The organism is Polaromonas sp. P1_E3 (assembly GCF_056405935.1).
In genome coordinates this window covers 1-600 of sequence record NZ_JBFUBD010000823.1, presented here as the reverse complement: position 1 = coordinate 600, position 600 = coordinate 1, and the positions used below count along the sequence as shown (strand labels likewise).

The 600-nt window shown below is 63.7% G+C and carries 1 protein-coding gene; it reads right to left on the bottom strand.

Going from position 1 to position 600, the window contains the following annotated elements:
• The coding region (locus AC1D0Z_RS23750; protein WP_477660567.1) for an RNA polymerase sigma factor region1.1 domain-containing protein at positions 1 to 596 on the bottom strand (596 nt) is incomplete at its 3' end.
• Between the last annotated feature and the right edge of the window lie 4 nt (positions 597 to 600).

Below are 600 nucleotides of genomic sequence, written 5' to 3'. Positions count from 1 at the left end.
GCTTCCTCTTCGGTCGCAACCGTAGGGCCGGTGTTGTTCAGCAGCAGGGTTTCAGCGTCGGGTGCCTGCTCGTACACGGCCACGCCCATGTCATTGAGCATGTTGACCACGACTTCCAGCGTTTCCGCATCGACCAGCTTGTCGGGAAGGTGATCGGAAATTTCACCGTGCGTGAGGTAGCCGCGGGTTTTACCCAGCTTGATCAGGGTTTTCAGGCGCAGGCGGCGCTTGAGCATGTCTTCTTCGGAGAGGACGGTTTCGTCCAGGCCGAATTCCTTCATCAGGGCGCGTTCCTTCGCCTTGCTGATCTTCATGCGCAGCGGCTTGACCTTCTCGGTCGTTTCCGCCACGGGCTCGCCGACCAGGTCGTCTTCAATGTCGGACAGGTCGAGGTCTTCGCCGTCCTTGGGCGCCGCGGTGGCGTTCTTGGGCTTGCGGCCGCGCTTGGCGCCGGTGGTGGCTGCAGGCGCAGCACCATCGGCCGCCGGGTTCTTGGGCGGGCGGCCGGGTTTCTTTTTCACGGGCACGTCGGCAGGGGCGGCGAGGGGCTTGGATTCAGGGCTGGACTTGGTCGGCACGGCAGGAGCTTTCTTCAGGGGC